This is a genomic window from Actinomadura flavalba DSM 45200, from assembly GCF_000374305.1.
In the GTDB taxonomy this organism is placed as follows: domain Bacteria; phylum Actinomycetota; class Actinomycetes; order Streptosporangiales; family Streptosporangiaceae; genus Spirillospora; species Spirillospora flavalba.
In genome coordinates this window covers 518,085-541,283 of sequence record NZ_KB894094.1, presented here as the reverse complement: position 1 = coordinate 541,283, position 23,199 = coordinate 518,085, and the positions used below count along the sequence as shown (strand labels likewise).

The following is a 23,199-nucleotide window of genomic DNA, read 5'->3' as shown; positions in this document are numbered from 1 at the left end:
CGATGCGCCGGCACCGCGCCGCGCGCAACTGGGGCGCGCGCCTGCACGAGACGACGTGGTGGGGGATGCCCGCCGTCGTGCTGGAGAACGAGCGGCTGCGCGTCACCGTCCTCACCGGCAAGGGCGGCGACCTGGTGGAACTGCTCGACAAGCGCCGCGACCTGGACTACGTCTGGCTCAACCCGGACGGCGTCCGCGCGCCCGCCGACGTCGCCGGGGCCGCCGCCGACGACGTCGGCGCCTTCCACGATCACTACGAGGGCGGCTGGCAGGAGGTGCTGCCCAACGGCGGCGCGCCGGGCCGGTACCGGGGCGCGGCGCTGGCGCAGCACGGCGAGGTCGCCGGGCTGCCGTGGGACGCCGAGATCGTCCGCGACGACCCGGCCGAGGTCGCGGTCCGCCTCACCGTCCGCGCGCGGCGGATGCCGCTGCGGGTGGAGAAGACGTTCCTGCTCGCCGCCGGGGAACCCGCCCTGCGCGTCGAGGAGGAACTGTCCAACGAGGCGGACGTGCCGCTGGACGTCATGTGGGGCCACCACATCGTGTTCGGCGCGCCGTTCCTGAAGCCGGGCCACCGGATCACCCTCGACCCGGGCACCGAGGTCGTCCCGCACGCGACGCCGGTCGGTCCCGGGGGCCGCCGGGTCGGCGCGGGCGGGACGTGGCCGCATGTCCCCGCGCCGGACGGCGGGACCGTCGATCTCAGCGTCGTCCCGGAGCCGGGGGAGCCGAGCGAGATGCTGTACCTCGCCGGAACCGGCGGCCGGTACGCGATCGACGACCCCGCGCGCGGCGCCGGGCTCGGCGTCCGCTGGGACGCGTCGGTGCTGCCGTGGCTGTGGATGTGGCAGGAGCTGGGCGCCTCCCGGGATCATCCCTGGTGGGGCCGCGCGTACGTGGTCGGCCTCGAACCGTTCGCGGGCCGTCCGACCGACGGCCTCGCCCGCGCCGCCGCCGCCGGGACCGCGCGCACCCTCGCCCCGCGCGAGCGGGTCGCGCTGTGGCTGAGCGCCGAGATCAGAGAGGAACCGTGATGGGGGAGTACACCGGACGCGTCGCCGTGGTGACCGGGGGGTCGCTGGGCATCGGCCGCGCCGTCGTGGAACGGCTCGCCGCCGACGGCGCCGCCGTCGTGCTGTGCGGCGCCGACGAGGACTCGGTCCGCGCCGCCGAACAGGACGAGCGCGACCGGGGCCACGACGTCACCGGCGTCGTCGCCGACGTCACCGACGCCGAGGCGATGCGAGGGCTCGTCGCGACGGCCGTCATGCGGCACGGCGGCCTGGACGTGCTCGTCACCTCGGCGGGCGTCCAGCGCTACGGCACCGTGGAGGAGACGTCGCAGGAGCTGTGGGACGAGGTCCTCGGCGTCAACCTCACCGGCGTCTTCCTGGCCTGCCGCGCCGCGATCCCCGCCCTGCGCGAGCGCGGCGGCGGCGCGATCGTCGCGGTGTCGTCGGTGCAGGCGTTCGTGTCGCAGCGCGGCGTCGCCGCCTATACCGCCAGCAAGGCCGCGATCAACGGGCTCGTCCGCGCGGTCGCCATCGACCACGCCCGCGAGGGCATCCGCGCCAACACCGTCTGCCCCGGCTCGGTCGAGACGCCGATGCTGCGCTGGGCCGCCGACCTGTTCCGCGGCGACACCCCGCGCGAGGACCAGATCGCCGCCTGGGGCCGGGCGCACCCGCTCGGCCGCGTCGCGCGGGCCGCCGAGGTGGCCGAGATGGTCGCGTTCCTCGCCGGGCCGCGCGCCTCGTTCGTCACCGGCACCGACCACCGCGTGGACGGCGGGCTGCTCGCCCGCAACCCGGCCGTCCTCCCCGAAGACTGACCCGCCCCGACCCGATTCCCCCTTGGAGGGAACGATGCACGGCACCGTTCGCGTCCGGACACTCCTCACCTCGGCGTTGCTCGCCGCCGCCGCACTCGCCGTCCCCGGCCAGGCGAGCGCGGCGGCGGGCCCGACCTGCGCGGGCAAGGCCGCCCCGGTGTTCGGCACCGCCGCGCCGAACACCACGCTCAACACCAGGTTCACCACCTACGGCAACAGCAACGCCCGCCTCGACGACTGGACGGGCGCCGACAGCACCTACTCGGTCAAGCTCGCCGACGGCCGCATCGTGTTCGGCTTCTCCGACACCTTCCTCGGCACGATCAACGCCAACGGCTCCCGGCCCGTCGTCATCTCCGACGGCGGCACGACCCCGTTCCTGAACAACACGTTCGTCGTGCAGTCCACCTCGGGGACGCTGACGACGGCGCGCGGCGGCACCGCATCGGCGCCGACGGCGCTGCTGCCGCCGAGCGGGCCGGGCCGCGTCTACTGGGCGGGCGACATGATCACGCACGGCAACGAGGTGCAGCAGCCCTACCGCGAGTACGTCAAGACCGGCTCCGGCCCGTGGGACATCGCGTTCGACCGCAACGTCCTGGCCCGGTTCTCCACCGGCAACCTCAACCAGCCCGTCAGCGTGACGGCGCTGCCGTCGGCCACCGGCACGATGTGGGGGTCGGCGCTGCTCAAGGACGGCGGCTACACCTACGTCTACGGCACCGAGGACCGCGGCGCGGACAAGTACCTGCGCGTCGCCCGCGTCACCGGCACCGACCTGCGCGGCACGTGGGAGTACCGGACGGCGTCGGGCTGGTCGACCAGCGAGACGGCCTCGGTGCGGCTGATGAGCGGCGTGTCCAACGAGCTGAGCGTCAGCAAGCGCGGCTCGCACTACATCATGATCAACCAGGACACCAAGGAGGCGTTCAGCGCCCAGATCGACGCGCACCTGTCGTGCGCGGCGCACGGTCCCTTCACGGCCGAGCAGACCGTCTACTCCACGCCGGACGGCGGCCCCTGGGGCAGCTACGGCGACCCGGACGTCTACACCTACAACGCCCACGCCCACGCGTCGATGAACACGTCCGGCAAGCTCGTCGTGTCGTACAACGTCAACACGCTGGACATGCAGGCGGGCCCGAACAACGACGTGTACCGGAACGTGTCGATCTACCGGCCGCGTTTCGTGGACGTCCCGGTCTCGGGCTGACCCGGTAGAGGAGATCCGCATGGACGCCCAGCTCGCCGCCGCGCTGCCCGCGCTGCCGTACGTCGGCCTGGCCGATCCGCGCGCCGCGCGCGTCGCGATGGAGGAGCTGGCCCGCACGCTCGGCGGTCCCGCCGCCGACCCCCGGGTCGAGGTCGCGGACCGCCGGGCGGACGGGGTGCCCGTGCGGATCTACCGGCCCCGGCACGCGCCGGGGCCGGTGCCCGTCCTGGTCTACCTGCACGGCGGCGGGTTCTGCACCGGCGGCCTGGACACCGAGCACGCCCGCTGCGTCGGGCTCGCCGCCGAGGCGGGCGTGCTGGTCGTGTCGGTGGACTACCGGCTGGCGCCCGAGCACCCCTTCCCGGCCGGGTTCGAGGACGCCTACACCGCGCTGTGCTGGACGGCCGCGCACGCCGCCGGGCTCGGCGGCGACCCGTCCCGGCTCGCGGTGGGCGGCGGCAGCGCGGGCGGGTGCCTGGCCGCCGGGCTCGCGCTGCGCGCCCGCGACGAGCACGGCCCGCCGCTGGCGTTCCAGCTCCTGCTGTACCCGGTGCTGGACGACCGCCGCGCCACCGCGTCGATGCGCGCCTACACCGCGCCGCCGCTGTTCAACCGCGGCGACGTGGACCACATGTGGCGGCACTACCTGGGCGGCGACGCCGAGGCGCCGGTGTACGCCGCGCCCGCCCGCGCAGCCGACCTGCGCGGGCTGCCGCCCGCGTTCGTGCTCGTCGCCGAGATCGACCCGCTGCGCGACGAGGCGCTGGACCACGCGGTGCGGCTGGTCCGCGCGGGGGTGCCGACCGGGCTGCTGCACGTCCCGGGCGCCTACCACGGCTTCGACACGGTGCCCGGCGCGGCGGTCGGACGCGAGGCATTGGAGGCGCAGTACCGGGCGCTGCGGCGGGCGCTGGACAGCTCTCCGGATAAGTGATTAGATGACTTGACTTCTTCTCAGTGAGGTACACCACATGTCCCAGGAACTCGCCCGGCCGACCCTCTCCGACACGCTCACCGAGCGCGTCCTGGAGCTGATCAGGTCGGAGGGACTGCACGCGGGGGACCGGCTCCCCACCGCGCGTGAACTGTCCCAGCGGTTCTCGGTGACGACCCCGACGCTGCGCGAGGCGCTGCGCCGGCTGGAGGCCACCGGCGCCGTGCAGATGCGGCACGGCTCGGGCATCTATGTCGGCTCGGACCTGGAACGCGTCGTCATCCCCAACCCCAACGTCCGCGAGCTGGCCGGAGACCAGCTCCTCCAGCTCCTCGACGCGCGGCTCGTCATCGAGCCCCCGCTCGCCGCGATGGCCGCGCGCCGCGCCGACACCGCCGCCCTGCGCACCATCCTGGAGCGCGCCGGCCGCCACCTGGACGGCGCCGACGCCGAACTCCACGAGACGAACATGACCTTCCACCGCGCGGTGGCCCAGGCCGCCGGGAACGGCGTCCTGGACGAGGTCGTCGCCTCGCTGCTGTCGCTGCACGCCGCCGAGCAGCGGGAGATACTCCGCCTCTTCGACGACCGCGTCCGCGACCACGCCGAGCACCAGGCCATCTTCACCGCGATCGAGGCGGGCGACGCCTCGGCCGCCGAGGGCCTGATGCGCGCCCACCTGACCGACGTCAAGCACGTCATCGAAGCCCGCCTCGGCTGACACCGCCGGGCGCCGACCGTCCCGTCCCTCCGATCCCATTCTCCGCGCGGAACGTTCCACAACGACGTGGAACGCGGCATGGAACGTTCCCTGGCACCGCCCACCCCCCTGCACCACCACCCCTGCAAGGAGGCCCCCATGCTGTCGACGCGTCTGCGGGTGACCGCCCTGTCCACCGGCGCCGTCCTGGTCGCGCTGACCGGCTGCTCCTCCGGCGGCGACTCCGCCGGCGGCAAGTCCGAACTGAAGCTCTACAACGACAAGGGAGCCTGGTCGGAGTACTTCGACCAGATGGGGGCCCTGTCCAAGCAGAGCATCGGGCTCGGCATGAAGCCCGTCGGCTACACCGACGAACCCACCTACACCGCCTTCATCAAGGCGTCCCTTCGCACCAAGGTCAAGCCGGACCTGTTCACCTGGACGACCGGCGGCCGCCTCAACGAGATCGTCGGCCAGAAGCAGGTGGCCGAGACGACCGCGCTGTGGAAGCAGGCCATCGGCTCGGGCGACCTCACCGCCGACCTCGCCAAGTACTACACGGTGGACGGCAAGCAGTACTGCGTCCCGCTGAACACCGCCTACTGGGGCATGTTCTACAACAAGAAGGTCTTCGCCCAGCACAACCTCAAGCCGCCCACCACCTGGGACGAGCTGACGAAGATCGCCGAGACACTGAAGGGCGCCGGGCAGGTCCCGTTCCACCACACCACGCCCTCGTCGCTGTTCTCCTTCGTCTGGTTCGGGCAGATGGTCGCGGGCACCGACCCCGACCTGTACGAGCAGCTCGGCACCGGCAAGGCGTCCTTCACCGACCCGCGCGTCGTCAAGGTCATGGAGCGCTGGAAGTCCATGATCGACGCGGGCTGGTTCGCCAACCCCGGCGACAAGGCCGACCCCGCCGACCACTTCAAGTCCGGCAAGGCCGCGATGGTCATGTCGGGCACGTGGTTCAACACGAGCATGACCCAGCGCGGCCTCAAGCAGGGCGACGACTACGGGTTCTTCTTCGTCCCCAACGTCGAACCGGCGCTGCCCAAGACGTCGCTGATCTTCGAGAGCGGGCCGCTGTGCTCGCTCACCAAGGCACCCGACCCCAAGGCCAGCGAACGCTACCTCAAGTGGTGGATCAGCCCCGAGGCGCAGGAGAAGTGGTCCAACTCGCGCGGCGACGTGTCGGGCAACCCCAAGGTCAAGGCCGCCGACCCCGAACTCAGCGCGATCACCAAGCAGGCGGCGGACTCCAAGAACCGGCTGGCACTGCGGTTCTTCGAGCTGGTCCCCGCACCGGTGCTCACCGCCGCCCTCGACGGCCTCAGCGGATTCCTCGCCAAGCCGGACACCTACCAGAAGGTCCTCGCCGACATCCAGAAGGCGAACGAGGAGTACTGGAAGACCCAGGGCGCGGGAGGCTGATCCCCCCGTGACCGCACTCGGCAAGCGGGCCCGCGCGCGTCCCGCGCGCGGCGCCCCCGCGGGCTTCCGGCTCTTCGGGCGGCTGCGGTTCGGCTACCTGTCGCCCGCCGTCATCGTCGTCGCCGTCCTGCTCTACCTGCCGTTCCTGTGGACGGTCTACCTGAGCATGACCCGCTACGACGGCCTCGGCTCGCCCGTCTTCACCGGCTTGGACAACTACGCCAAGCTGCTCGACGACCCGGCGCTGCTCACGTCCCTGCGCAACACGCTGCTGTGGGTCGCCGGGACGACGCTGCTCCCCGTCGGGCTCGGCCTCCTGGTCGCCGTCCTCTCGCACGACCTGCGCGGCGGCGCCTGGCTCCGGCTCCCGTTCCTGCTCCCGTACGCGCTGTCGGGCGCCGGGCTCGGCCTCGTCTGGGGCTTCATCCTGCAACCCGACGGCGTCGCCAACCAGATCCTCACGTTCCTCGGCATGCCCGGGGGCGACGCCTCGTTCCTCGCCGACGCCCCCGGCAACACGTTCGCGATGATCGCCGTGTGGACGTGGCAGCAGCTCGGCGTCAACATGCTGCTGTTCGCCGTCGGCCTCCAGTCGATCCCGCGCGCGCCGATCGAGGCCGCCCGGCTCGACGGCGCGTCCGGCTGGTCGCTGTTCCGGCACGTCACCTGGCCGCTGATGCGGCCCCTGACCACCGTCGTCGTCGGGCTCGCGCTCGTCGCCAGCCTCAAGACGTTCGACATCGTCTGGGTCATGACCCAGGGCGGACCGGGCCGCAACTCCGAGACGCTCGCCGTCACCATGTACCGCGACGTGTTCAACGCCGACCAGTACGGCTACGGCTCGGCCGTCGCGGTCCTGCTGACGACGATCACCGGGCTCGCCTCCTACGCCTATCTGCGCCACCAGGCGAGGAAGGAGACGCACTGATGCGCGCCCGGAACCTGTCGGCGACGCTGCGGCGCGCCGTGCTGGCCGTGCTCGGCCTGCTGTGGCTGGTGCCGACGTACCTGATCCTCGTCAACGCCTTCCGCCCGGCCGAGGACTACCGGCCCGGCGAGGCGCTGAAACCCTCCGGTGAGCTGGGCCTGTTCGCCAACGTCCGCGAGGTGTTCGAGCGGACCGACCTGGCCGCCGGGCTCGCCAACTCGCTGCTGTACAGCCTCGTCTCCCCGCTGCTCGCGGTGCTCGTCGGGGCGCTCGCCGCCTACGCGATCGTCGTGCTGCGCATCAGGTACGGGTTCGCCTGGTTCATGCTGATCTTCGGCGGCACCGTGTTCCCGTTGCAGATGCTGCTGGTGCCGCTGTTCCTCGGCTACAGCCGCATGTCGCTGTACGACGGGCGGCTCGGCATGGTCCTCGTCTACGCGGCGATCAACGTGCCGCTCGCGGCGCTCGTCCTGCGCAACTACTTCGGCGGCATCGCGATCTCGATCTTCGAGGCGGCGCGGATGGACGGCGCGTCCACGTTCCGGATCTTCTGGCGCATCCACCTGCCGCTGTCGTGGACCGCGCTCGCCGCCGTGTTCATCCTTGAGTTCACGTTCGTCTGGAACGACCTGCTGTTCGGCCTCACGCTGACCCAGTCCGAGACCGTCCGGCCCGCGATGACCGAACTGGCGGCGCTCACCACCGACGTCTACGCCGGCACGCCCGTCCCGATCGCGCTCGCCGCCGGGCTCGTCGTGTCGCTCCCCACGGTCGCGCTGTTCCTGCTCACCCAGCGGCTGTTCACGCGCGGCCTCTCGCTGACCCAGATCTGACCCCCTCCCTCCGGAAGGTGTGACCGCGACGATGACCAGTCGCCTGCTCCAGGAAAGCCTCGGTTCCCCCGACTACGACCGCATCCGCGCCGCGTTGCGGGAGGACACCTCCGCCGAGGTCCTCGCCGTGCGCGGGCTCGCCGTCCGCGCCGCCGTGCTGCCGCTGTTCCGCCGCGACGACGCCGGGACGCTGCGCCAGGCCGTGCGGATCACGGTGACCGGCGGCCCCGCGGCGGGCCTGCGGCTGACCCTGCGCGAACCCGGCGGACCGCCGGTGGACGCCGCGAACCCGGACGGCTCGGGCACCGCGACGCTCCTCGTCCCCGAGGTGGACGCGACGCGGCGGCTCACGCTGGAGGTCCACGACGACGCCGGGCTCGTCGGCGCGGCGCCCGTCGACGTCACCCCGCAGCGCAAGTGGACGGTGTTCGTCGTTCACCACTCGCACCTCGACATCGGCTACACCGACCCGCAGGCCACCGTCCTGCGCCACCACCTCGACTACCTCGACGCCGCCGTCCGGCTCAGCCGCGAGACCGCCGACTGGCCCGACGACGCCCGGTTCCGCTGGTCGGTGGAGTCGTCGCTGCCCGCGCTGCGCTGGCTGGCGACCCGCCCGGCCGACGCCGTCGCGGAGTTCGCCGCGTCCGCCCGCGCCGGGCAGATCGAGGTCACCGCGTTCCCGATGCAGCTCCACACCGAGGCGTGCTCGGACGAGGAGCTGTACCGGCAGCTCCGGCACGTCGCCGGGCTGCGGGAGCGGCACGGCATCGACGTCCGCTCCGCGATGCACACCGACATCCCGGGCGCCGTCGTCGGCGTCGTGGACGCGCTCAGCGCCGCCGGGGTCCGGTACCTGTCGGCCGCGCACAATTGGGCGGGCCGCTCGGTGCCGTACGTGACGGGCGGCGACCGGCTCGCCCGGCCGTTCCGGTGGCGGGCGCCGTCCGGCCGGGAACTGCTCGTCTGGTTCACCGACACCCCGCACGGCATGGCGTACATGGAGGGCAACACGGTCGGGCTCGTGGACGGCTACGACCTCACCGAGGACCTGCTGCCCCGCTACCTGCGCGCCCTCTCCGACAGCCCCTACCCCTACGGCCCCGGCACGTTCGGCTGGTACGCCGCGCCCGGCCAGGTCGGCGCGGCCAAGGCGCCCGACGCGCTGGACGCCGTCCACCTGCGGGTGCAGGGCGCGCACGCCGACAACGCCGGGCCGTCGCTGCTGCCCGCGTCGATCGCGCGCCGCTGGAACGAGACGTGGGCGTACCCGCGCGTCCGCACCGCGACGAACTCCGACTTCTTCGAGCACGTCGAGCGCGAGCACGGCGACCGGCTCGACACCCACGAGGGCGACTGGACCGACTGGTGGGCCGACGGGCTCGGCTCGGGCGCGCGCCCGCTCGGCTACGTCCGGCGGGCGCAGAGCCTGCTGCGCACCGCCGAGACGCTGCACGCGTTCGCCGACGCGCGCAGCGGCGAGACCACCGGCGCCGCCGACGCGATCGACGCCGCCTACGACGACGCCGCGATGTTCGACGAGCACACCTGGGGCGCCGCGAACCCGTGGGAGGACGCCGAGGAGGCGGGCGACTCGGGCGGGCTCCAGTGGGGCCACAAGTCCGCCTTCGCCTACCGCGCGCACGACGCCGCGCACGAGCTGGTCAACACCGCCGCGTACCGGTTCGGGGCCACGTTCGCGGCGGGGGAGGGCGCGCCGGCGTCGTTCGTCGTCGTCAACCCCGGGACCGCCGCGCGGACCGACGTCGTGCGGGCGTTCCTGCCGCGCGACGTCGTCGCGGTGGACGTCCCGGTCAGGCTCGTCGACGCGCGGACCGGCGAGGACATCGCGCACCACGAGGTCGAGGTCGACCCCGCCGAGTGGCCGACGCGGCCGATCGGACGGCACCTGTCGGCCGTGCTGGCCGACGTCCCCGGCCACGGGCACGTCCGGGTGGACGTCGTGCGCGCCGACGCGCCCGCGCCGGTCCCGGCCGAGCTGGACGGCACCGTCGTCGAGAACGAGTTCTACCGCGTCGAGTACGACACGCGGCGCGGGCACATCGCGTCGGTGTTCGACAAGCGCGCCGGGCGCGAGCTGGTCGCGGCCGACGCGGCGGGCGGTTTCGGGCAGTACGTCTACGACCGGTACGCCACCGCGCCGCACTTCAACCACCTGTCCGGGCACGTCCTCGTGCACGACACGGCCCTGCTCGGCGACCGCGCCATCGGCGGCGCCGCCACCGTCGTGACGGCCGAGCGGACGCCGGTCGGGGAACGGCTCGTCGTCGAGCAGCACGCCAAGGGCGTCGACTGGATCCGCACGACGATCGAGCTGTACGCGGGCGTCCCGCGCCTCGACCTCACGCACCGGATCGCCAAGCAGCCCACGCCCGCCAAGGAGGCGGTGTTCTTCGCGTTCCCGTTCGCGGTGCCGGACGCCCCCGCCGCCTGGGAGCTGACCGGCGGCGTCGGCGGCACGGCCGTGCCCAGCGTGCCGGGGTCGGCCGAGCACATGCGGCCGATCCGGCACTGGGTCGCGTTCGAGGACCCCGCGCTGACCGTCGCGTGGGCGACGCTGGAGGCGCCGCTCGTCCAGTTCGGGTCGATCCACATGCCGTACGCGCCGTTCCCGCCGACGCTCGGCGAGGAGCCCGGAACGCTGTACTCGTGGGCGCTGAACAACATCTGGGACACCAACTTCCCGTCCCAGCAGCAGGGCGAGACGACGTTCCGGTACGCGGTGGCGTCGGCGGCCCCGCAGGACGCGGGGTCCGGGCGGCGGCTCGGCGCGGTGACGGCGGCCGGGCTCACCGACGCGTTCGTCGCGACGCTCGCGACCGGGCCGGGCACGGCCGAGGCGGACGGCGTCCTGGTGACGGCGGACGACCCGGACGTGCTCGTCACGTCCGTCGGCCGCTCACGGCACGGCCACGACCTGCTGGTCCGGCTGCGGTCGCTGGCGTCCGGGCCGGTGGAGACGACGCTGACCGTCCCCGGCGCCCGCCGCGCGTGGGCCAGTGCGGGCCTGGAGCATGATCCGGACGAGCTGCCGGTCCGCGACGGCGCGGTGACCGTGCGCCTGCCCGGCTGCGGCATCGCCGTGGTCGCCGTCGCCCTGGACGGTGCCGCGTGAGGATCACCGACATCCGCGCCACCACCGTCGCCGTCCCCCTGGAAGCGCCGCTGCTGCACAGCAACGGCGCGCACTGGGGCCGCTTCGTCCGCACCCTCGTGGAAGTCGAGACCGACACCGGCCTGGTCGGTCTCGGTGAGCTGGGCGGCGGCGGTGAGAGCGCCGAGCAGGCCGTCCGGGGACTGCTGCCCTACCTGCGCGGCCACGACCCGTTCGAGCTGGAGAACCTCCGCTTCAAGATCGCCAACCCGACCGCGTCGCTGTACAACAACCGCACGCAGCTCCTGGCGGCCATCGAGTTCGCCTGTATCGACCTCGTCGGCCAGCACCTGGGTGTCCCCGCGCACGACCTGCTGGGCGGACGCGTCCGCGACGAGGTGCCGTTCGCGTCGTACCTGTTCTTCCGGTACGCGTCCGGCGCGCACGGCGAGATCCGCACCCCGGACCAGCTCGTGGAGCACGCCCGCGTGCTCCGGGACCGGCACGGCTTCACCGTCCACAAGCTCAAGGGCGGCGTGTTCCCGCCGTCCCACGAGCTGGACTGCTACCGCGCCCTGGCGGACGCCTTCCCGGGCGACCGCCTGCGCTACGACCCCAACTCGGTGCTGAGCATGGCCGAGGCCGTCCGTTTCGGGAAGGCCATCGAGGATCTGGACAACGACTACTTCGAGGACCCCACCTGGGGGCTGGAGGGCCTGCGCCAGATCCGCGAACGCGTGGCGGTCCCCGTGGCCACCAACACGGTCGTGGTCAACTTCGAGCAGTTGGCGGCGAACGTCCTGCGGCGGGGCGTGGACGTCGTGCTCCTGGACACGACGTTCTGGGGCGGCATCCGCTCCTGTATCAAGGCTGCCGGGGTCTGCGAGACGTTCCAGGTGGACGTCTCGGTCCACTCGTCAGGCGAACTGGGGATCCAGCTCGCCACCATGCTCCACCTGGGCGCGGTGCTGCCCAACCTCACCTACGCCGCCGACGCCCACTACCACCATCTCACCGACGACGTCATCGAGGGCGGCCCCCTGCCCTACCGCGACGGCCGCATCCGCGTGCCGTCCGGCCCGGGCCTCGGCGTCCGCCTCGACCCCGCCAAGGTCGCCCGGTACGCCGACCTCTACCGCGAACTGGGCGACTACCCCTACGACCGCGACCCCGGCCGCGAAGGCTGGTACCCCACCGTCCCCAACACCCGCTGGGCCGACCCCACCGCCCCCCTCTCCGCCCGCGAGTGACCCGCGCTCAGGGGCGGAGCAGGCCGTGCGCGAGCGCCAGCCGGAGCGCCGCGCGGGAGGCGGGCGCCAGCAGGCGGGCGTCCTCGGGCGGGACGTAGCGGAGTTCGGTGATCTCCGCCTGCGGCCGGAGGACGCCCCGGTGCCGGGCCGTCAGGCAGGCCATGCGGACGTGGGAGAACGCGGGCTGGTCGTGGGCCGGTTCGCGGACGGTGCCGAGGAGCCGGATCGTGGACCGGTCGAGCGAGACGTCCAGTTCCTCCCGGACCTCGCGGCTGACGGCGGCGGCGTCGTCCTCGCCCGGTTCGCGTTTGCCGCCGGGCAGGTAGAGCAGGTCGCGGGCGCCGGACCGGACGGCCAGGAGGCGTCCGGCGTCCACGTGGATCCAGGCGACGACGTCGAGGTCAGGCACGGTCGCCAGTATCGTGCACGATCCGCAGCTCGACCCCCGCCACCAGCCCGTACCGCTCCGCCGCCGACCCCTGGTTGACGGCGAGCCCGAGCCGCCCGGACGAGTCCGGCCAGAGCACCGGCACACCCACCGGAACGGCACCGTAGGTCTCGGCGTAGACGAGGTCGAGCGTGCCGCCGCCCCACGACACGGTGACCGGAGTGCCGAAGGGGACGGGAAGGTCGTCCGGCGTCGCGGTGAGGACGGCACTGCCGTAGCGATCGAGGTACAGCACGGACGCGACGAGGGCGCCGTCCGCTCGACGCACCGGCGCGACGTCCAGCGGTAGCGGCGTGATCGCGGGACCGAAGTCGGCCAGCTCGGCGCCGTTCACGAGGTGCGCGGCGGCCGGAGCGAAGATGTCGCGCCCGTGGAACGACGACGAGACGGCGGCCAGGCGGTAAGCGGGCTCGGCCAGTTCGTGCGCGCGGACGGCACCCCCGAGAGCATCGGCGGCGAGCGTCAGCAGCCCGTTGTCGGGCCCGACGAGAACATCACCGCGCGCCGTGGCGATCCCGATCGGCCGCCGCGAGGTCCCCACCCCGGGGTCCACGACGGCGACATGCACCCCTTCCGGCAGATACGGAAGCGCCTGCTCCAGAAGGCAGGCACCTTCCACGACCTGATACGGCGCCACCTCGTCCGACACCACGAGCACCCGCGCCCGAGAAGCGATCCGCAAGATCACCCCCTGGCAGACACCGGTATAACCGGCCCCGAAATCCGTCGTCAAACTGACGAAGCCCATCCCCCCATCCAACCCGAGGTCAGCCTAGGCCGAGGACTATGCCTGTGGTGGCCAGGGTCAGGGTGGCGGCTGTGGTGAGGAGGATGGAGGTCGGGTTGGCTACTCGGGTGTTGGTGGGGAGGGTGCGGACGCGGTGGTGGTGCTGGTGGCGGGTGCGGTGGAACTGGAGAGTTGCGGCGCCGCAGACGGCCAGGGCCGCGAGGGTGGCTTGGAGGGGGGTCGTTGCCAGGCGGACGCAGAGGAGGCCCGCCGCGATCAGGGCGAGGGTTGTGCGGGACCAGGCGAGGGTGGTGCGTTCGGGCTGGGCGCCCGGGTCCCAGAGGGTCACGACGTCGCCAGCAGGGCGGCGAGCAGGACGACGGCGAGGACGGCCAGGCCGTAGGCCATGATCGGCGCGAGGCGGGGGAGCGGCAGCGTCTCGGCGCGGCGCAGGGCCCGTTCGGTCCGGAGCCAGCGCCGGAACGCCAGCGCGGCGGCCAGCGCGCCGCTCGCCGACAGCGCCACGGCGAGGACGACGCGCAGCGGGTCGGCCATGAGGTGCCGCCCGCCGACGGTGACGCCGACGCCGCAGGCGATGAGCGCCAGCGCGGTGCGAATCCACGCCAGGAACGTCCGCTCGTTCGCGAGCGTGAAACGCGGGTCCGGGTCGTCCCCCTCGGCCAGCAGACGGTCGGCCCAGCGGGCACCGCGACGTTCGGGGGAGTCCATGGCGCACATGATAAACGCCCTGGTTAACCCACCTTTGTAGCCGGAATTGTGCGATGGGCGAAAGGTCAGCCGGTGGTCAGGCGGAGGTCGGTGAGGGACGAACCGGCGGCGTACGCGGCGGCGGGACGGTCGAGCGGGACGCGCAGGGTGGTGGAGCGGCCGGGCGCGAGGTTGGCGTACCCCCAGCCCGCGAGGGAGACGTTCGGAGTGCCGGGATCGGCGTAGATCTGGACGATCTCCTTCCCGGGACGGGCACCGGTGTTGCGCAGGGTGACGGTGGCGGTGCCGTCCACGACGTCGAAGTGCTCGTACTCCCAGGTGGTGTAGCCGAGGCCGTGGCCGAACGGGTAGGCGACGTCGGCCGGGGCGTAGTGGCGGTAGCCGATGTTCATGCCCTCGGCGTAGTCGAGGACGCCGCCGGACGGGACGGGGGACAGGGCGGCCCCCTCGCGGGCCGGGAAGGTGGTCGGGAGCCGCCCGCCGGGTTCGACGGCGCCCGTGAGGACGTCCGCGATGGCATCGCCGCCCTCCTGCCCGGGCAGCCACGCCCACAGCACGGCCGCGACCTCGTCGCGCCACGGCAGCAGCACGGGCGCGCCCGCGTTCACCACCACGACCGTGCGGGGATTGACGGCGGCGACCGCGTGCACGAGTTCGTCCTGGCGGCCGGGGAGCGCGAGCGTCGTGCGGTCGAACCCCTCGGACTCCACGTCGTCGTTGGTGCCCACGACGACCACGGCGACGTCGGCGGCGCGCGCCGCCGCGACGGCCGCCGCGAACTCCTCCTCGTCGGGCAGGTGCGGAGGCCGGTAGCCGAGCGCGAGCCGGGGGCCGAGCCGGGACGGGAACCGCAGCAGCCGCAGCTCGACGGCGATCCGCTGCCCGGCGTCGGCCGTGATCTCGACGCGGTGTTCCGGCGGGCGCATGAGCGCGTCGACCGGGTCGCTGTGCGGCGGGACGTCGAGCGTCACCGCGTGGACGGTGCCGTCGACGACCAGCTCGAACGTGCCGACGCCCGCCACCGACAGCGAGTGCGCGCCCGCCTCGGCCACCGTGAGCACGGTGCGGGCGGTGAGCGCGGTGACGCCGGGCGGCAGGCCGAAGAACGTGAAGTCGGACGCCGCGCGGAGTTCGCTCGTCACCACGTCGCCGGAGCCGAGATGGTCGAGGCGCAGGCCCGGCGCGCCGGTCTCCGGGTCGGTCATGAGGCCGAGCGGGACGGGCGCGAGCCGGGCGTGCGCCCGCACGCCGTCCAGGACGGTGATCTCCGCGTCCGGCAGGGCCCGCTCCAGGCCCTCGGCGGGGGTGACGACGTGCGCGGGCGTCACGTGGGCGCTGCCGCCGCCCTGCGCGCTGAACCGGCGCGCGTTCGGGCCGAGCAGGGCGATCCGGCGCGGGGCGGCGAGCGGGAGCGTGCCGTCGTTGGCGAGCAGCACCATGCCGTTCGCGGCGAACATGCGCAGCTTGGCGCGGACGTTGCCGGGGATCTCCTCGCGGCGCGGCGCGGGCAGGCCGTCGAGCGCGCCGACGCGGGCGGCGAGCCGCAGCACGCGCAGCACCTTGTCGTCGATGTCGGCCGCGTCGACGCGCCCCGCCTCGACGGCGTCGCGGAGCGCGTCGCGCCAGCGGGCGTGCGGTGAGCCGGGCATCTCGACGTCGACGCCGGCCGCCGCCGCGTCCACCGACCGCACGGCGAACCAGTCGGACACGACGACGCCGTCGAACTCCCAGGCGTCCTTGAGCAGGCCGGTCAGCAGCGCCCGGTTCTCGGTCATGCGGGAGCCGTTGACGCCGTTGTAGGCGGCCATGACGGCCCACGCGCCGTTCCGCACGGCTTCGCGGAACGGCCGCAGGTACAGGGCGCTGAGCACGTCGGGGGAGACGCGGGCGTCGTAGGAGAGCCGCTGGGTCTCCGAGTCGTTGCCGACGAAGTGCTTGACCGTGGCGGCCACGCCGGTGGACTGGAGGCCGACGACGAACGCGGCGGCCGTGCGGGCGGCCAGCAGCGGGTCTTCGGAGTAGTTCTCGAAGTGCCGCCCGCCGAACGGCGTGCGGTGCAGGTTGACGGCCGGGGCCAGCAGCACGTGCACGCCCTTGGCCTGCGCCTGCACGCCGTTGAGGAACCCGGCGCCGACCGCGACGCCGCGCGACCAGGACGCCGCCAGCGCCGACGGGCACGGGAACAGCAGGCCCGGGTCGCGTTCGTCCCAGGCGCGCCCGCGCACGCCGCTCGGCCCGTCGGACATGACGACCGGGCGCAGCCCGATGCCGGGCAGGGCGGGCAGCGACCACATGTCGGCGCCGGTGAGCAGCGTCACCTTCTCGTGCAGGGTGAGCCGCGCGAGCCGCCGCCGCAGCTCCTCCTCGTCGATCGTCGTCATGCTCGGCAACGTACCCCGGCGGCCACCGTCCCGCGACGTCACCCCGCAGCCTGTGGATAACCGTCCGGCGCGGGGGTTGACGCGAGGTGCAGTAACGTTGTTTCCTGACAATAACGGCGTTACTGGAGGTTCCGGTGTCCACCGCGTACGAACTGGCCGTCCGGCAGGGAGACGACGTGCTCCGCACGACCCTGCTGGACGCGGCGAGCCGGCTGCTCGCCGCCGAGGGGCCGCACGCCCTGACGATGCGGCGGATCTCGCACGAGGTGGGATGCTCCACCACGGTCCTGTACCGGATGTTCGGCGGCAAGGACGGCCTCGCCGAGGCCCTCTACGTCGAGGGGTTCGCGCGGTTCCGCGCGCGGCTCGTCGCCGTGCCCGCCGACCAGGACCCGCGGCTCCGGCTCGCTGCCATGGGCCGGGCCTACCTCGCGAACGCCCGCTCGGAAAGCAACTACTACGGCCTGATGTTCGGCCGTCCCCTCCCCGGTTTCGAGCCCGGACCCGACGCGACCGCGCACGCCCTGGAGACGTTCGACGTCCTGCGGGGCGCCGTGGCCGACTGCGGCGCGGCCGGGCACCTCCCCGAGGACGCCGATCCCGTCCAGGTCGCCGAACTGCTGTGGGCGACCATGCACGGCATCGTCGGACTCGACCTCGCCGGCCTCATCGACGACGCCGGCGGCGTCCTGGAGACGGCGATCGCCGCCCTGGGCCGGGGCCTGCTGTTCACTCCCCTCACGGAATGAGACACCGCGCATGAGCAACATGTTCCTCGAAGGACTGTTCGCCCCCGTCACCGAAGAGATCACCGCGCACGACCTGCCCGTCACCGGGACGATCCCGCCGGAGCTGTCCGGACGGTACCTGCGCATCGGCCCCAACCCGCTCGGCTCCGAGGACGCGAGCACCTACCACTGGTTCGGCGGCGAGGGCATGGTGCACGGCGTCCGGATTCGCGACGGCCGCGCCGAGTGGTACCGCAACCGCTGGGTCCGCTCGCGGGACGTCGCCGCGAAGCTCGGTGAGGAGTGGCCCGGCGGCCCGGCCGTCGAGAACTTCGACCTCGCCCCGAACACCCACGTCCGAGGGCACGCCGGACGCACGTTCGCGCTCGTCGAGGGCGGGTTCCGCCCCTACGAGCTGACCTACGACCTCGACACCGTCGGCGCCTGCGACTTCGACGGCACGCTGCCGGGCGGCTACTCCGCGCACAGCATGCGCGACCCGGCCACCGGCGACCTGCACGCCATCGCCTACTTCTTCGGCTGGGAGTACGTGCAGCACATCGTGCTGAACGCCGCCGGGCGCGTCACGCGCACGGTGAACATCCCGGTCGAGGACGGCCCGATGATCCACGACCTGGCGCTCACCGAGCGGTACGTCGTCATCTACGACCTCCCCGTCACGTTCAGCATGGAGCGGGCCGAGGCCGGGGTGAGCGTCCCCTACGCGTGGAACGACGCCCATCCCGCCCGCGTCGGCCTGCTGCCCCGCAACGGCACCGCCGAGCAGGTGCGCTGGTTCGAGATCGACCCGTGCTGGGTGTTCCACACGCTCAACGCGCACGAGGACGGCGACCGCGTCGTCATCGACCTGGTGAAGTACCCGAAGCTGATGGTCGGCGGCCATCTCGCGGGGCCCACCCCGGTGCTCGACCGGTGGACGCTCGACACCACGTCCGGCAAGGTCCTCCAGGAGACGCTGGACGACACCCCGCAGGAGTTCCCCCGCATCGACGAACGGCTGACCGGGCAGCGGCACCGCTACGGGTACACGGTCACCTCGTCGGACTTCTTCGGCTCCGGCCGCGCCGGGGAGGCCCTGGAGAAGCACGACTACCTCACCGGCCGCCGCGAGCGCCACGACCTGCCCGGCGGCTGCGGCGTCGGCGAGGCCGTGTTCATCCCGACCGCGCCCGACGCCGCCGAGGACGACGGCTACCTCATGGCCTTCGCCCACGACCCCGGCCGGTCGGCCACCGACCTCGTCATCCTGTCCGCCCAGGACTTCACGGCCCGCCCCCTGGCGACCGTGCACCTGCCCGTCCGCGTCCCCATCGGCTTCCACGGAAGCTGGGTGCCCGACACCGTCTGACGCCCGCGCTCAGGTGGCCGTGCGGCGCATCCCCTCGGAGATCTTGTCGGCGGCGGCGACGACGGGACCGGCGTGGATGCGGCCGGGAGAGCGGGTGAGGCGTTCGAGGGGTCCGGAGACCGAGACGGCGGCGATGACGCGGCCGTTGGCCCCCCGGATCGGCGACGAGACCGAGCCGACGCCCTGCTCGCGCTCCCCGACGCTCTGCGCCCAGCCCCGGCGGCGCACCGACGCCAGCGTCGTCGCCTCGAACTTGGCGCCGCGCAGGCCCCGGTGCATCCGGTCCGGCTCCTCCCAGGCCAGCAGGATCTGCGCGGCGGAACCGGCCGTCATCGGCAGGGCGGCGCCGACCGGAATGGTGTCGCGCAGGCCGCTGGTGCGCTCGGCGGACGCGACGCACACCCGCACGTCGCCCTGCCGCCGGAACAGCGACGCGCTCTCGCCGGTCAGGTCGCGGAGCTGGGCGAGGATCGGCTGCGCGATGGCGAGCAGCCGGTCCTCCCCGGCGGCGACGGCGAGTTCGGCCAGCCGCGGGCCGAGGATGAAGCGGCCCTGCGTGTCGCGGTGCACGAGCCGGTGGTGCTCCAGCGCGACGGCGAGGCGGTGCGCCGTCGGACGGGCCAGTCCGGTGGTCGAGACGAGCTGGGCGAGGGACGCCGGACCGGCCTCCAGGGCGTTCAAGACGAGAACCGCTTTGTCAAGTACGCCGACTCCGCTAGAGTTGTCCATGCCTTGATATTGCCGTCTCGTCATATGAGATGCAAGTCGGGGTGACGGAAACCCCCGGCGCACCGGCGCGCCGGGACACGACATCAGGTGAGGTGGAGCGATGGGCCGCACATTGGCCGAGAAGGTGTACGACGCGCACGTCGTGCGACGTGCCGAAGGCGAACCGGATCTGCTCTACATCGACCTGCACCTCGTCCACGAGGTGACGAGCCCCCAGGCGTTCGACGGGCTGCGGCTGAACGACCGGCCCGTCCGCCGCCCCGACCTCACGATCGCCACCGAGGACCACAACGTCCCCACCACCGACCTGCTCAAGCCCATCGCCGACCCCGTGTCGCGCACCCAGGTCGAGACGCTGCGCAAGAACTGCGCCGAGTTCGGCGTCCGGCTGCACCCGATGGGCGACGACGGCCAGGGCATCGTGCACGTCATCGGCCCGCAGCTCGGCCTGACCCAGCCCGGCATGACGGTCGTCTGCGGCGATTCCCACACCTCCACGCACGGCGCGTTCGGCGCCCTCGCGCACGGCATCGGCACCAGCGAGGTCGAGCACGTCCTGGCCACGCAGACGCTGCCGCAGGTCAAGCCGAAGATGATGGCGGTCACCGTCGAGGGCGCGCTGCCGCCCGGCGTCACCGCCAAGGACCTCATCCTCGCCATCATCGCCCGCATCGGCACCGGCGGCGGGCAGGGCCACATCATCGAGTACCGCGGCGAGGCGATCCGCGCGCTGTCGATGGAAGGCCGCATGACGGTCTGCAACATGTCCATCGAGGCCGGTGCCCGCGCCGGGATGATCGCCCCGGACGAGACCACGTTCGCCTACCTCAAGGGCCGCCCCAACGCGCCGCAGGGAGCCGACTGGGACACCGCCGTCGCGTACTGGAAGTCGCTGGTCACCGACGACGACGCCGTCTTCGACAAGGAGGTCGTCATCGACGCGGCCGCCCTGACGCCGTTCGTCACCTGGGGCACCAACCCCGGCCAGGGCCTCCCGCTCGGCGACGCCGTGCCCGACCCCGCGTCCTACGCCGACCCCGACGCCCGGCAGGCCGCCGAACGCGCCCTGGAGTACATGGGGCTCACCGCCGGGACGCCGCTGCGCGAGATCGCCGTGGACACCGTGTTCGTCGGGTCCTGCACCAACGGCCGCATCGAGGACCTGCGCGCCGTCGCCGACGTCCTCTCCGGCCGCCGGGTCGCCGACGGCGTCCGGATGCTGGTCGTGCCCGGCTCGATGAAGGTCAAGCAGCAGGCCGAGCGGGAGGGCCTGCACGAGGTCATCTCCGCCTCCGGCGCCGAGTGGCGCGAGGCCGGCTGCTCGATGTGCCTGGCGATGAACCCCGACAAGCTGACGCCCGGCGAGCGCAGCGCGTCCACGTCGAACCGCAACTTCGAGGGACGGCAGGGCCCCGGCGGCCGCACGCACCTCGTGTCGCCCGCCGTCGCCGCCGCCACCGCCGTCACGGGCCGCCTGTCGGCCCCCGCCGACCTGTAAGGAGACCCGCCATGGAAGCGTTCACCACCTACACCGGGCGGGGCGTCCCGCTGCGCCGCAGCAACGTCGACACCGACCAGATCATCCCGGCGGTGTGGCTCAAGCAGGTCAGCCGCACCGGCTTCGAGAAGGGCCTGTTCTCCGCCTGGCGCGAGGACCCGGAGTTCGTCCTGAACAAGCCCGAGTACGCGGGCGCGGGCGTGCTGCTGGCCGGGCCCGACTTCGGCACCGGATCGTCGCGCGAGCACGCCGTGTGGGCGTTGCAGCAGTACGGGTTCCGCGTCGTCGTCGCGCCCCGGTTCGGCGACATCTTCCGCAACAACGCGACGAAGATGGGGCTGCTGCCGGTCGTCCTGCCCGCCGAGACCGTCGAGGCGCTCCAGACGCGCGCCGAGCGCGACCCGGCGGCGGAGATCACCGTCGACCTGGAGCGCCGCGAGGTCCGCGCGGGCGATCTCACCGTCGCCTTCGACATCGACGACTACACCCGCTGGCGGCTGCTGGAGGGCCTGGACGACATCGGCCTCACGCTGCGCCACGCCGACGACATCGCGGCGTTCGAGCAGGACCGCGCGGGGTGGCTGCCCACCACCGTCTGAGCACCGCCCGGCGCGGAAACCACCCCCGCCCCCGCATGTCTTCCGCTCCACGGGACACAATCGTCGGTGGGAAGGAAGACAGGCAGGGGTGGGGAGTGGCACACGTGAGCACGGTTCCCTGGTCCGGACCGGGCTGGGACGACCCGGAGCTGACCCGCCTCGCGCACCGGCTGCGCGAGGCGCACCGGCTCGTCGCGCCGCTGGCCGCGGCGGACCGGCGCAGGCACATCCGGCACCTGCTGGCGATCACCGACCTGGCCAAACGCGACACCGCGCTGGCCGGTCGGCGCCTGGACGCCTTCCTGGCCGAGTTTCACAGGACGCCCGGTGCCCGATAGCGTGCCGGGTGGCCGGATTCGGTCCGGCGCCCGGGCGAGACGGGGGCGAGGCCGACAAAAACGCCTGCGACACGGAAGGTTCTCGGTGCAGGTGATTGTGTCGCCGCCAAGGCTCCCTTAGTTTCGTTCGGGCAAGGGGGGAACTAGAGGAGTAACCCATGAACAAGCGTGAGCTGGTCGACGCGATCTCTGACCGGCTGGGCAGCAAGAAGGCCGCAGCCGAGGCCGTAGACGCGATCCTGGAGACCATCCAGGCCACCGTCGCCAAGGGCGACAAGGTCGCGATCACGGGGTTCGGTTCGTTCGAGAAGGCCGACCGGCCTGCCCGTACGGCCCGGAACCCCGCAACGGGCAAGACGATCGACGTTCCCGCGACGTCGGTGCCGAAGTTCAAGGCCGGCGCCGACTTCAAGAACCTGGTCGCCGGGAAGAAGTAGGTCATTCCATCAGCGCCCGGTGCCGTCTCACGGCACCGGGCGCTGATGCGTTCCGGCGCGTCGTGCGTCAGGAAGGCAGCGGGAAGGTCCCCAGGGTGACGACCGTGACGGCGCCGGAGGCGTCCACGGCCAGGTTGACGCGCTGGCCCAGGCGCAGGAGGCGCAGGCCGCCCGCGTCGAACGCCGGGGCGGCGAAGGGGAGTTCGGTGCCGTCGTCGAGGAGGACGCTGCCCGAGCGGGTGGCGGGATCGTAGTGACGCACCGTTGCCTGCATGGCGCCGACCTTATCGGGCGGGATCGGGCAGCAGCGCGGCGACGGCCGCCGTGCGGGGGCCGAGGCCGAGGGCGCGCAGGGCGGCCAGGTCGCCGGGGGTGTCCAGGTCGCGGCGGACACTGTCCAGCCCCGGCAGCGTCAGCTCGCGGACGCCGCGCGCGCGGTGCGCCGCGCGGGACGCGCCGCCGAACGCGGGGGAGAACGGCACGCCGGGGCCCGCCGTGTAGAGCGTCGTGCCGATGCCGGGCGCGTCCGCGACGAACGCCTCGGGCACCGTCGCGGCGGCGTCCAGGGCGCGGGCGAGTTCGGCGGGCCGCAGCGCGGGCAGGTCGGCCGACAGGGCGCCGACCGGCGCGTCCGGGGCGGACTCGCGGGCGCGGCGGGCGCCGTGCACGAGGGCCGGGTTCAGCCCGGCGTCCGGTTCGTCCGGGACGATCCGGGCGCCCAGCGCGGCCAGCTCGGCGGCCGGGCGCGGATCGTCGGTGACGACCACGACGGCGCCGACGCGCGGGCAGCGCAGCGCCGCCGCGACGGTGTCGGCCGCGACGGCGAGGGCCAGTTCCTGCCGGTGCGGACCGGCGAGGGCGGACATACGGGTCTTGGCGCGGGCCAGTACCTTGACCGGCACCACGAGCGACCAGGGAGGAGAAGGCGCGCCGCGCTCTGCTGTAGACATGTCAACTCGACACTATGCGCACGTAACC

24 protein-coding genes are annotated in these 23,199 nt (G+C 73.2%); 16 read left to right on the top strand and 8 right to left on the bottom strand.

Annotation, left to right across the window (positions count from 1 at the left end; genetic code table 11):
* Window positions 1-2 precede the first annotated feature (2 nt).
* The 10 genes from C229_RS0112050 (at window position 3) to C229_RS0112005 (ending at window position 12,238) form a co-directional block, all read left to right on the top strand.
* A complete protein-coding gene (locus C229_RS0112050) occupies window positions 3-1,034 on the top strand; it encodes a DUF4432 family protein (RefSeq protein ID WP_018655337.1) in 1,032 nt (343 codons plus the stop codon).
* Window positions 1,034-1,831 (top strand): SDR family NAD(P)-dependent oxidoreductase, encoded by a 798-nt coding sequence (locus C229_RS0112045; RefSeq protein ID WP_018655336.1) that lies wholly within the window; start codon window positions 1,034-1,036, stop codon window positions 1,829-1,831. The genes C229_RS0112050 and C229_RS0112045 overlap by 1 nt, the downstream gene beginning before the upstream one ends.
* 34 nt (window positions 1,832-1,865) lie before the next feature.
* Window positions 1,866-3,044 carry a DUF5005 domain-containing protein gene (locus C229_RS0112040; protein WP_018655335.1) on the top strand — a complete coding sequence of 393 codons (1,179 nt, stop codon included), beginning with the start codon at window positions 1,866-1,868 and terminating at the stop codon, window positions 3,042-3,044.
* Between the two features lie 19 nt (window positions 3,045-3,063).
* Entirely contained in the window at window positions 3,064-3,978 is a 915-nt protein-coding gene (locus C229_RS0112035) for an alpha/beta hydrolase (RefSeq protein WP_018655334.1), read from the top strand.
* 37 nt (window positions 3,979-4,015) lie between these two features.
* Window positions 4,016-4,699 carry a FadR/GntR family transcriptional regulator gene (locus C229_RS0112030; protein ID WP_018655333.1) on the top strand — a complete coding sequence of 228 codons (684 nt, stop codon included), beginning with the start codon at window positions 4,016-4,018 and terminating at the stop codon, window positions 4,697-4,699.
* A 138-nt stretch (window positions 4,700-4,837) separates the two neighbouring features.
* Window positions 4,838-6,112, top strand: coding sequence for an ABC transporter substrate-binding protein (locus C229_RS0112025; RefSeq protein WP_018655332.1), 1,275 nt, complete (start codon window positions 4,838-4,840; stop codon window positions 6,110-6,112).
* 7 nt (window positions 6,113-6,119) lie between these two features.
* Window positions 6,120-7,040 (top strand): carbohydrate ABC transporter permease, encoded by a 921-nt coding sequence (locus tag C229_RS0112020; RefSeq protein ID WP_018655331.1) that lies wholly within the window; start codon window positions 6,120-6,122, stop codon window positions 7,038-7,040.
* On the top strand, window positions 7,040-7,873 hold the full coding sequence (locus tag C229_RS0112015; RefSeq protein ID WP_018655330.1) for a carbohydrate ABC transporter permease: 834 nt from the start codon (window positions 7,040-7,042) through the stop codon (window positions 7,871-7,873). Before C229_RS0112020 ends, C229_RS0112015 begins: the two co-directional genes overlap by 1 nt.
* A gap of 31 nt (window positions 7,874-7,904) precedes the next feature.
* Window positions 7,905-11,009, top strand: a complete 3,105-nt coding sequence (locus C229_RS0112010) for a glycoside hydrolase family 38 N-terminal domain-containing protein (protein ID WP_033424316.1) — start codon at window positions 7,905-7,907, stop codon at window positions 11,007-11,009.
* A complete protein-coding gene (locus C229_RS0112005; protein WP_018655328.1) occupies window positions 11,006-12,238 on the top strand; it encodes an enolase C-terminal domain-like protein in 1,233 nt (410 codons plus the stop codon). Before C229_RS0112010 ends, C229_RS0112005 begins: the two co-directional genes overlap by 4 nt.
* A 7-nt stretch (window positions 12,239-12,245) precedes the next feature.
* Here the strand turns inward: C229_RS0112005 and C229_RS0112000 are convergent, their stop codons facing one another.
* The 5 genes from C229_RS0112000 to C229_RS30300 all read right to left on the bottom strand — a co-directional run bounded on the left by C229_RS0112000 (window position 12,246) and on the right by C229_RS30300 (window position 16,523).
* Entirely contained in the window at window positions 12,246-12,647 is a 402-nt protein-coding gene (locus C229_RS0112000) for an NUDIX hydrolase (protein ID WP_018655327.1), read from the bottom strand.
* On the bottom strand, window positions 12,640-13,434 hold the full coding sequence (locus C229_RS0111995) for an SAM hydrolase/SAM-dependent halogenase family protein (protein WP_033424236.1): 795 nt from the start codon (window positions 13,432-13,434) through the stop codon (window positions 12,640-12,642). Before C229_RS0111995 ends, C229_RS0112000 begins: the two co-directional genes overlap by 8 nt.
* Window positions 13,435-13,453: 19 nt before the next feature.
* Window positions 13,454-13,762 carry a DUF202 domain-containing protein gene (locus C229_RS0111990; protein ID WP_018655325.1) on the bottom strand — a complete coding sequence of 103 codons (309 nt, stop codon included), beginning with the start codon at window positions 13,760-13,762 and terminating at the stop codon, window positions 13,454-13,456.
* Window positions 13,759-14,142 (bottom strand): YidH family protein, encoded by a 384-nt coding sequence (locus tag C229_RS0111985; RefSeq protein WP_018655324.1) that lies wholly within the window; start codon window positions 14,140-14,142, stop codon window positions 13,759-13,761. Before C229_RS0111985 ends, C229_RS0111990 begins: the two co-directional genes overlap by 4 nt.
* Before the next feature lie 65 nt (window positions 14,143-14,207).
* On the bottom strand, window positions 14,208-16,523 hold the full coding sequence (locus C229_RS30300; protein ID WP_018655323.1) for a glycoside hydrolase family 3 protein: 2,316 nt from the start codon (window positions 16,521-16,523) through the stop codon (window positions 14,208-14,210).
* Between the two features lie 134 nt (window positions 16,524-16,657).
* On the opposite strand from C229_RS30300, the gene C229_RS30295 reads away from it, so the two are divergent.
* Together C229_RS30295 and C229_RS0111970 are read left to right on the top strand one after the other, a co-directional pair.
* The gene (locus C229_RS30295; protein ID WP_018655322.1) at window positions 16,658-17,272 is read left to right on the top strand and encodes a TetR/AcrR family transcriptional regulator; all 615 of its coding nucleotides are present in this window, start codon (window positions 16,658-16,660) and stop codon (window positions 17,270-17,272) included.
* A 10-nt stretch (window positions 17,273-17,282) separates the two neighbouring features.
* A complete protein-coding gene (locus C229_RS0111970; RefSeq protein ID WP_018655321.1) occupies window positions 17,283-18,620 on the top strand; it encodes a carotenoid oxygenase family protein in 1,338 nt (445 codons plus the stop codon).
* Window positions 18,621-18,629: 9 nt separating this feature from the next.
* On the opposite strand, the gene C229_RS0111965 is transcribed toward C229_RS0111970, so the two are convergent.
* Complete coding sequence (locus C229_RS0111965) at window positions 18,630-19,349, bottom strand: IclR family transcriptional regulator (RefSeq protein WP_026313690.1); 720 nt, start codon at window positions 19,347-19,349, stop codon at window positions 18,630-18,632.
* Between the two features lie 100 nt (window positions 19,350-19,449).
* Between C229_RS0111965 and leuC the strand changes: the two genes are divergently transcribed.
* From leuC to C229_RS0111945, 4 genes are all read left to right on the top strand, one after another.
* Entirely contained in the window at window positions 19,450-20,847 is a 1,398-nt protein-coding gene (gene leuC / locus C229_RS0111960; protein WP_026313689.1) for a 3-isopropylmalate dehydratase large subunit, read from the top strand.
* 11 nt (window positions 20,848-20,858) lie between these two features.
* Window positions 20,859-21,446 (top strand): 3-isopropylmalate dehydratase small subunit, encoded by a 588-nt coding sequence (gene leuD / locus C229_RS0111955; RefSeq protein WP_018655318.1) that lies wholly within the window; start codon window positions 20,859-20,861, stop codon window positions 21,444-21,446.
* 104 nt (window positions 21,447-21,550) lie between these two features.
* Complete coding sequence (locus C229_RS0111950) at window positions 21,551-21,784, top strand: SCO5555 family protein (RefSeq protein ID WP_018655317.1); 234 nt, start codon at window positions 21,551-21,553, stop codon at window positions 21,782-21,784.
* A 158-nt stretch (window positions 21,785-21,942) separates the two neighbouring features.
* Complete coding sequence (locus C229_RS0111945) at window positions 21,943-22,221, top strand: HU family DNA-binding protein (protein ID WP_018655316.1); 279 nt, start codon at window positions 21,943-21,945, stop codon at window positions 22,219-22,221.
* 67 nt (window positions 22,222-22,288) lie between these two features.
* Here the strand turns inward: C229_RS0111945 and C229_RS0111940 are convergent, their stop codons facing one another.
* Both C229_RS0111940 and cofC read right to left on the bottom strand, forming a co-directional pair.
* Window positions 22,289-22,495 carry a hypothetical protein gene (locus C229_RS0111940; protein WP_018655315.1) on the bottom strand — a complete coding sequence of 69 codons (207 nt, stop codon included), beginning with the start codon at window positions 22,493-22,495 and terminating at the stop codon, window positions 22,289-22,291.
* Window positions 22,496-22,505: 10 nt separating this feature from the next.
* On the bottom strand, window positions 22,506-23,171 hold the full coding sequence (gene cofC, locus C229_RS0111935) for a 2-phospho-L-lactate guanylyltransferase (protein WP_051108941.1): 666 nt from the start codon (window positions 23,169-23,171) through the stop codon (window positions 22,506-22,508).
* Window positions 23,172-23,199: the final 28 nt, after the last annotated feature.